Here is a 7,917-nt window from a genome sequence, read left to right as displayed (position 1 = left end):
CAGGACTTCAACCTGCCGAAGCTTCGTGACGATCTCTTCCGGCTTGTGTCGTTTGTTGCTCATCGTGGTCCTCCTTCATGGTCAAAACCATAACTCAAGGTGGACCCGTTCAGTGGGGCTGGATCAGGCCTCTTCGCCGCGGTCGTCCATTGGCCGATCGCCGAGCGGCCCGTCGACCGAGCGGCACTGGCGGCTGCAGAGTAGCGTTACCTTGCCGCCAGATTGGCGATCGGGAAGATTGCGCAGGTTTCGGTGCCAATCGCGAGCAGCTTGCCGTTGGCGTCCATCAGCCGGGCTTCGGAGACGGCGAGCGTGCGGCCCTTGCTGACCACCTTGCCCTCGCAGGTGACGACGCCCGTCTTCTCGCTGATCGGGCGCAGATAATTCACCTTCATCTCGACAGTCGAATAGCCCTCGCCCTTGGCGAGCAGCGTGTGGATCGAGCAACCGAGCGCGGAATCGAGGACCGTCGCGGCCCAGCCGCCATGGACCGAACCAAGCGGATTGAAATGACGCGCGCCGGGCATGCCCTTGAACACCGCCCTGCCCTCTGAGACCTCCACCAGCGCGAAGTTGATCCGCGCGGCGATCGACGGCGCTGGATATTCACCGTTCACGACGCGCTGCAGCAACTCGAGCCCCGAACAATGCTCGACATCGGCATGGGGAATGGTTCCAAGGCCGCGCGGAACGACGTGGCCTGGGAAGATTTCGACTGCGGTCATGCGGCATTTTCTCCGTTATGCGGTGTAGAACCGGCGAGCGCCTTTCTAAGGGCGGCGATGAAGCCGATACGCGAATCGGGCTCGTCCATGCCGCGCGGCTCGTAAATGTGACGTGTGAGGAAGAAACCGGTCAGGCGGAAGGCATCGGCGATCGCCGCCTCGTCGCCCTGCCGCCTCGATCCGTGTTGCAGAAATTCGGGCAGCGCCAGCAATTTGTCCCGCCATGGTTCGCCTGCCTCGCGCGAGACGGCGCGGCCGCTCTTGGGCGAAACGTAGACGAGGTCCTCGCTCGTGCCGGTCGCCGCGCAGCGCTGAAGATCAAGCCCGAAGCCGAGTTCCTCCAGAACCAGAAGCTCGAAGCGCACGACGAGTTCTGCGGCGTCCTGCGGTTCACGCAGATGATCGAGCACCACCGCAAGCGTCTCGTAAAGGCCAGAATGCGGATCACGCTCGGGCAGAAGGCGCAGGTGCCCCGCCATCAGTTGCAAGCCATAGATGCTGGCGGCACTGTCCATGAGTTGCGCCGCCTTCAGTTCGACCGGCTCCACCGCGAAGAAGCCGAGATGCTCGTCGAGCCGAGCGCGCCAGACGAGTTCGACGCGATTTCCCGCCTGAAGCACAGGCTGCATCTTGCGCGAGCGTCCGCCGCGCACCAAGCCCAGATGGCGGCCATGGGCGCGCGTCATCGCTTCGAGGATGACGCTCGTCTCGCCATGCCGGCGCGTGCCCAGGATGATGCCGTCGTCACGCCATTCCATCAGCGAAAGTTCGGCGCGTCAGCGGGGAAATTCAAGGCCCATCTCGCGATAGCGTTCGGGATCGTTGATCCAGTTCTCCCGGACCTTCACGAACAGGAAGAGGTGGACCTTCTGCTCCATGATCTCGGCCAGTTCCTCGCGCGCGGCCTGCCCGATGGCGCGGATCGTCTCGCCCTTGCGGCCAAGGACGATCTTCTTCTGGCTGTCGCGCTCGACATAGATGACCTGCTCGATCTTCACCGAACCATCCTTTTTCTCTTCCCAGCGCTCAGTCTCGACATGGGAGGAATAGGGAAGCTCCTGGTGCAGGCGCAGGAACAGTTTCTCGCGCGTGATTTCGGCGGCGAGCTGGCGCATGGGCAGGTCGGAAATCTGATCCTCGGGATAATACCAGGGCCCTTCCTGAACGGCGCCGGCGAGATAGTCGAGGAGGTCCGTGCAGCCGGAGCCGGTGAGCGCGGAGACCATGAAGACCCGGTCGAACTCGACCTTCTCGGTCGCCTTGGCGGTCAGCGCCAGAAGGTCCTCGCGCTTGACCTGGTCGATCTTGTTCAGGATCAGAATCTTTGGCTGGCGGACGTTTTCCAGCCGCTGGAGGATCGTCTCGGCATCTCCCCTGATGCCGCGCTCGGCGTCGATCAGGAACGCGATCATGTCGGCGTCCTTCGCTCCGCCCCAGGCGGTCGTCACCATCGCCTCGTCGAGGCGGCGGCGCGGCTTGAAGATCCCGGGCGTGTCCATAAACACGATCTGCGCGCGCTTGTGGGTGGCGATGCCGCGCACGATGGCGCGCGTCGTCTGCACCTTGTGGGTGACGATCGAGACCTTCGAGCCGACGAGCTGGTTCAAAAGCGTCGACTTGCCGGCATTGGGCGCGCCGATGAGGGCGACGAAGCCCGAGCGCGTCGGACCCTCGGTGTTGGCGGCTTCGTCGGTCATCGTGTTTCGTCCCTCCAGACGCCTTCGCGCGTCAATATGGCGGTTGCCGCCGCTTGTTCGGCCTCGCGCTTGGAGCGGCCCTTCGCCTGTCCCGGCGCCAGGCCTTCGATCAGCACGCTGACCGTGAAGACCGGATCATGATCCGGTCCCTCGCGACTGTCCACGCGGTAAACCGGCGAAACCTTGACGCGTTGGTGCGCCCACTCCTGCAATTCGGTCTTGGCGTCGCGGCGGCCGGCCGCCTCGCCTTTGGCGCGCTTGGACCATTTCGCGAGGATGAAGCTTTCGGCAGCCGCCAGCCCCTTTTCCAGATAGATCGCCGCGATCAGCGCCTCCATCACGTCGGAGCGGGTATTGATGCGCTTCTTGCCGGAGAGCGAGCCGAATTCCGCCCCGGTGCGGATCAGCGGCGTGAGCCCGATCTCGTCGGCAAGCTCGGCCAGCGTCTCGGCATTGACCAGCCCGTTGAGCCGCACCGAAAGCTCGCCCTCGGCGGCATCGGGATACGCCTCGAAAAGCATTTGCGCGATGACCAGACCCAGGACCCGGTCGCCGAGAAATTCCAGCCGCTCGTAGTGCGCGGCGGCGCCGGCCTGAACACTGGCATGGGTCAGCGCCCGCGCAAGCCGTTCGTGGTCGCTCAAGGCGATGCCGGTGATCTTTTCGACAGCGGCGCTGAGCGCTGCGCCGTCGCGCTCGGCGCGGGCCATCACTCGACCATGTCGAAGAGACGCGAGAAGCGCAGTTCGCTCGGCCAGCGCCAGATTTCGAGCGGGCTGGCGCCGCCCGACATGGAAAAGAAGATGATGTTGGCGCGGCCGACGAGGTGGTCAGCCGGCACGTAGCCGACCGAGAAACGGCTGTCGGTCGAGTTGTCGCGGTTGTCGCCCATCATGAAGAAATGGCCTTCGGGCACCTGGAACTCGCGCGTGTTGTCGCCAATCGAATTGGGCGACAGGTCGAGCGTGTCGTAGGAAACGCCGTTCGGCAGCGTCTCGCGCCAGACCTCGACGGGGCGCGCCATCTCGGTGATGTCCGGATTGTCGATCTCGTCGACCAGTTCGCGCTGGACCGGCTCGCCATTGATGTGAAGCTGGCCGTCGATCATCTGGATCGTGTCGCCCGGCAGGCCGATCACGCGCTTGATGTAGTCGAGAGAGGGGTCCGGCGGGAACTTGAAAACCACGACGTCTCCGCGCTCGGGATCCGAACCCCAGATACGGCCGTCAAAAAGCGGCGGCGAAAAGGGCAGCGAGTGCTTGGAATAGCCATAGGCCCACTTGGTGACGAAGAGATAGTCGCCCTCAAGCAATGTCGGGCGCATCGATCCCGAGGGGATCGAAAACGGCTGGAACAGGAGCGTGCGAATAACGAGCGCCAGCAGCAGAGCCTGCACGATGACGCTGACGGTTTCACCGAAACCGCCGGATTTCTTGTTGTTCTTGTCGGACACGCTGAGATTCTTTCCGTACTTTGCAAAGAGCGGTTCGTCTTAGCGTTTGACGGCGTCTGCGGCAACGCCGCTGCGTCGCTTCGTCACGCCAGCGAGGATTCCGGCACCGCCTCGATGATGACGAAGGCCTGCGCGAGTGGAAAATCGTCAGTGATCGTCAGGTGAATGATCGGTCGGTGACCGTCCGGCACCAAGGCGAGCAAGCGCTTCTCAGCGCCGTTCGTCAGATGCATGGTCGGCTTTCCGCCAGGAAGGTTTACGACCCCCATATCGCGCCAGAAAACGCCCCGCGAGAGCCCTGTACCGAGCGCCTTGGCGCAGGCTTCCTTGGCAGCGAACCGTTTTGCATAGGATGCCGCGCGCAGTTTCCGGCGGTCCGACTTCGCCTGCTCGATATCGGTGAAGACGCGCTTCGTGAAGCGCTCGCCATGGCGTTCAATCGTCCTGTCGATGCGACGGATATCGATGAGGTCGCTGCCAATGCCGACGATCATTGGGCAGTTTGGCCAGGAATGAAGTGCGCACGCTGTCGTGCCTTGTCTGCGAGGCGCTTGCGCCGCTGTTCGCGGAAGAGCCCGACGGCCCAGTACGTCATCAGATAGAGGATGAGGCCGCAAAGCGCGCCAAGCATCGCCCCCCCCACGGTCATCGGTTTCAGCAGTGGTTGCCAGAGCAGTACGAAATCAAGCTCGCTCAGCACGCGGCCAAGCTGCAGTGGCACCAGCTCGCCCGGCTCGCTGCCGTGAAGTATGTAGCGGCCCAGGCCCAGCGAACAGCCCCAGATGAAGGGGAAGGTGAGCGGATTTCCCACCGCCGTTCCGAACGCGGACGCGATGAGGTTGCCGCCAATCAGCCAGGCGATGGCCGCAGCAATGACGAAGTGGAAGCCGAGATAGGGAAGGAAGGATGCAAACGCGCCGGCCGCGACGCCCGCGGCAATCGCGTGCGGCGTCGCCGTCAGCCGCAGCACGCGTTTGGAGAAGTAGCGCGCCGAGCGCGCGAAGGACCTGCGCGGCCAGAACATGGTCCGCAGCTTCTCGCCGAAATCCGTTGCCTTACGTCGCCTGAACAGCATTGCCTTCTGGTCTCTGGAACCGGGGGATAGTCCGGTTCTGTGATGAGAATAAGGATCGAACCCGCGCTTCAGGATATAGCCATGCAAAGCGGAACGAAACAATCCGCCACAGGCATGTAACGTTTCGTGAAAGGCACTCGCAGGCCGTCAGAGATTGCGGCTTCCAGGCTTGACCGCGGGGATCGCGGCGAGCTCGGGGGGCAGCGCGTCGGCGGGAAAGGCCGGCACTTCGTACTCGGCAAGGGCGACCAGCGGCACGCCGACATCGACCTTGCCAGCCGAACGATCGACGATGCAGGCTGCAGCAACGACAGTCGCGCCAAGGTCCTGGAGGCAGGCGACAGTCTCGCGGATCGACAGACCGGTGGTGACGATGTCCTCCACGATTACAACGCGCGCGCCCTTCTCCATCTCGAAGCGGCGCAGCTTGAAGACGCCGTTTTCACGCTCGACCCAAACCGCCGGAACGCCAAGGTGGCGAGACGTCTCGTAAGCCGGGATGATGCCGCCGACGGCCGGGCCGACGACGTAGTCGATTTCGCCCGCCTCGGCGCGGATCTTCTCGGCGAGCGCTCGGCACAGGCGCTCGGTTTTGTCGGCATGCATGAAAACGCGGGCTTTTTGCAGGAAGACCGGGCTACGCAGGCCGGAGGTCAAGATGAAATGTCCCTCCAGGATCGCGCCCGCTTCACGGAAAATTCCCAGTACGTCGTCCGTTTTCATCATGCCCGCCTTTCCTATCCGTTCACGCGGCGCACTTCCGACACGCTCGCATTCTCCTTCAACTGCGACATGAGCCGGTTCAAATGCTTCAGGTCCCAAACCTCGAGGTCAAACACCATCTCGGTGAAGTCCGGCGCGGTGCGCAGCATGGACAGCGTATGGATGTTGGCGTCGTTCGATGCAATCACCTGCGCGATGTTTGCCAGCGATCCCGGTTCGTTCAGCGCCGTCACCGAGACGCGAGCGGGAAAGCGCTCCTTGGTGTCCTCGTCGATGTCCCAGCGCACGTCGATCCAGCGCTCCGGCTGGTCGTCGAAGGCGGTCAGCGAGGGCGACTGGATCGGATAGATCGTGATGCCGGAGCCCGGATGCATGATGCCGACGATGCGATCGCCTGGAACAGCGCCTTCCGGCGCGAACTTGACCGGCAAATCCCCCCGCACGCCGCGGATCGGAAGCGCGCCCGCGCTCTCGCGTCGGCCCGGCTTTTCCGGTTCGCTCGTGCGCGGCATCTGGAACAGCATGCCCGCGGCGTTGCGCAGGTTGAACCAGCCTTCCTCGCGCTGGCGCGGCAGCTGGACCGCGCGCTCTTCCTTGTGGTCGGGATACACAGCGCGCATCACGTCCGGCGACGACAGTTCCCCGCGTCCGACAGCGGCCAACACGTCCTCGATATCCTTGCGCGCCAGCCGGTGCAGTACCGGCTTGAGTACCTCTTTAGAGAACTTCTTGCCCGAACGTTCGAACGCACGTTCGAGGATGCGCGTGCCAAGACCCGAGTACTGCTTGCGGATCGCATTCTTTGTCGCGCGGCGGATCGCCGAGCGCGCCTTGCCGGTCACGACGACGGATTCCCAGGCGGCGGGCGGCACCTGCGCCTTTGACCGGATGATCTCGACCTCGTCGCCATTCTTCAGTTCCGTCATCAACGGCATGATGCGGCCGTTGATCTTGGCGCCGACACAGGTGTCGCCGACATCGGTGTGGACCGCATAGGCGAAGTCGATCGGCGTGGCGCCACGCGGCAGCGCGATCAGCCGGCCCTTCGGCGTGAAGCAGAAGACCTGGTCCTGGAAAAGCTCCAGCTTGGTGTTCTCGAGGAACTCTTCCGGATTGTCGCCCTCGGCAAGCTGCTCGATCGTGTGGCGCAGCCAGGCATAGGCGTTTGTGTCCTTGGACAGTTTCAACCCGCCATTGCCCGAGACCACGGCTCCGTCCTTGTAAAGAGTGTGGGCGGCGACGCCGTATTCGGCGATGTCATCCATCTGGCGCGTGCGAATCTGCAGTTCGACGCGTTGGCGCGAAGGGCCGACGATGGTCGTATGGATCGAACGATAATCGTTCTGCTTGGGTGTCGAGATGTAGTCCTTGAAACGGCCCGGCACCATCGACCACGTCGTATGGATGGCGAAGAGCGCCCGATAGCAATCCTCCTCATCCTCCACGATGACGCGGAAGCCGAAGATGTCGGACAATTGCTCGAAGGAGAGCGCCTTGGTCTCCATCTTGCGGAAGACCGACCATGGCTTCTTCTGCCGGCTCTTCACCCGGGCCTTGATATTGTACTTCTCGAACAGGACGGAAAGCGACTTCTCGATTTCGCCGATGACGTCCTTCGAGCGTTCGTAGATGTCGGCGAGCCGCTCGGTGACGGCCCGGTGAGCCTCCGGGTTGATGGTGCGAAAGGCCAGTTCCTCCAGCTCCTCGCGCATGTCCTGCATGCCCATGCGCCCGGCCAGCGGCGCATAGATGTCCATCGTCTCCTCGGCGATGCGGATGCGCTTGTGCTCGGGCATGTGATCGAGCGTGCGCATGTTGTGGAGCCGGTCGGCCAGCTTGACGAGAAGGACACGCACATCCTCGGCGATGGCGAGCAGAAGCTTGCGCAAGTTCTCCGCCTGCTCGGCCTTCTTGGAGACGAGATCGAGCTTCTTGAGCTTGGTCAGCCCCTCGACGAGCTTGCCCATCTCCGGACCGAACAGGGCGTCGATCTCCTGCCGCGTGGCGGAGGTGTCCTCGATGGTATCGTGCAGGAGCGCGACGGCCACCGTCGCCTCGTCGACATGCATGTTGGTGAGGATGGCAGCAACTTCTAGCGGATGGGAGAAATAGGGGTCGCCGGATGCGCGCTTCTGGTGACCGTGCTTTTGCATGGCATAGACATATGCCTTGTTCAAAAGCGCTTCATTCACGTCGGGCTTGTAGCGCTGCACGCGCTCGACAAGCTCGTATTGCCGCATCATT

9 protein-coding genes are annotated in these 7,917 nt (G+C 63.2%); all 9 read right to left on the bottom strand.

The genetic code is table 11. The features are described from left to right. Positions 1 to 206: 206 nt before the first annotated feature. Positions 207 to 725, bottom strand: a complete 519-nt coding sequence (locus GTK01_RS16380) for a PaaI family thioesterase (protein WP_252927973.1) — start codon at positions 723 to 725, stop codon at positions 207 to 209. Beyond that, complete coding sequence (gene recO / locus GTK01_RS16375) at positions 722 to 1,483, bottom strand: DNA repair protein RecO (protein ID WP_252927971.1); 762 nt, start codon at positions 1,481 to 1,483, stop codon at positions 722 to 724. The genes GTK01_RS16380 and recO overlap by 4 nt, the downstream gene beginning before the upstream one ends. A gap of 18 nt (positions 1,484 to 1,501) precedes the next feature. After that, on the bottom strand, positions 1,502 to 2,422 hold the full coding sequence (gene era, locus GTK01_RS16370; RefSeq protein ID WP_252927969.1) for a GTPase Era: 921 nt from the start codon (positions 2,420 to 2,422) through the stop codon (positions 1,502 to 1,504). After that, positions 2,419 to 3,132, bottom strand: a complete 714-nt coding sequence (gene rnc / locus GTK01_RS16365) for a ribonuclease III (RefSeq protein WP_252927967.1) — start codon at positions 3,130 to 3,132, stop codon at positions 2,419 to 2,421. Before rnc ends, era begins: the two co-directional genes overlap by 4 nt. Beyond that, entirely contained in the window at positions 3,132 to 3,875 is a 744-nt protein-coding gene (lepB, locus tag GTK01_RS16360; protein WP_252927965.1) for a signal peptidase I, read from the bottom strand. The genes rnc and lepB overlap by 1 nt, the downstream gene beginning before the upstream one ends. 83 nt (positions 3,876 to 3,958) lie before the next feature. Continuing rightward, a complete protein-coding gene (gene acpS / locus GTK01_RS16355; protein WP_252927964.1) occupies positions 3,959 to 4,369 on the bottom strand; it encodes a holo-ACP synthase in 411 nt (136 codons plus the stop codon). Beyond that, positions 4,366 to 5,037 (bottom strand): DUF2062 domain-containing protein, encoded by a 672-nt coding sequence (locus GTK01_RS16350; RefSeq protein ID WP_371924371.1) that lies wholly within the window; start codon positions 5,035 to 5,037, stop codon positions 4,366 to 4,368. The genes acpS and GTK01_RS16350 overlap by 4 nt, the downstream gene beginning before the upstream one ends. A gap of 60 nt (positions 5,038 to 5,097) precedes the next feature. Beyond that, positions 5,098 to 5,673 (bottom strand): orotate phosphoribosyltransferase, encoded by a 576-nt coding sequence (gene pyrE, locus GTK01_RS16345; protein WP_252927981.1) that lies wholly within the window; start codon positions 5,671 to 5,673, stop codon positions 5,098 to 5,100. A 14-nt stretch (positions 5,674 to 5,687) separates the two neighbouring features. After that, on the bottom strand, positions 5,688 to 7,916 hold the full coding sequence (locus tag GTK01_RS16340; protein WP_252927962.1) for a bifunctional (p)ppGpp synthetase/guanosine-3',5'-bis(diphosphate) 3'-pyrophosphohydrolase: 2,229 nt from the start codon (positions 7,914 to 7,916) through the stop codon (positions 5,688 to 5,690). Position 7,917 lies beyond the last annotated feature (1 nt).

The sequence above is a fragment of the Aliihoeflea sp. 40Bstr573 genome (assembly GCF_024105655.1).
In the GTDB taxonomy this organism is placed as follows: Bacteria; Pseudomonadota; Alphaproteobacteria; order Rhizobiales; family Rhizobiaceae; genus Aliihoeflea.
The sequence above is the reverse complement of the archived record's forward strand: the minus strand, read 5'-3'. Positions and strand labels throughout refer to the sequence as shown.

Excerpts from the sequence above, each read along its gene's own strand:
- GTK01_RS16380 (WP_252927973.1), bottom strand. The coding sequence starts at position 725 with ATGACCGCAGTCGAAATCTTCCCAGGCCACGTCGTTCCGCGCGGCCTT.
- recO (WP_252927971.1), bottom strand. The coding sequence starts at position 1,483 with ATGGAATGGCGTGACGACGGCATCATCCTGGGCACGCGCCGGCATGGC.
- era (WP_252927969.1), bottom strand. The coding sequence starts at position 2,422 with ATGACCGACGAAGCCGCCAACACCGAGGGTCCGACGCGCTCGGGCTTC.
- rnc (WP_252927967.1), bottom strand. The coding sequence starts at position 3,132 with ATGGCCCGCGCCGAGCGCGACGGCGCAGCGCTCAGCGCCGCTGTCGAA.
- acpS (WP_252927964.1), bottom strand. The coding sequence starts at position 4,369 with ATGATCGTCGGCATTGGCAGCGACCTCATCGATATCCGTCGCATCGAC.
- pyrE (WP_252927981.1), bottom strand. The coding sequence starts at position 5,673 with ATGAAAACGGACGACGTACTGGGAATTTTCCGTGAAGCGGGCGCGATC.
- GTK01_RS16340 (WP_252927962.1), bottom strand. The coding sequence starts at position 7,916 with ATGATGCGGCAATACGAGCTTGTCGAGCGCGTGCAGCGCTACAAGCCC.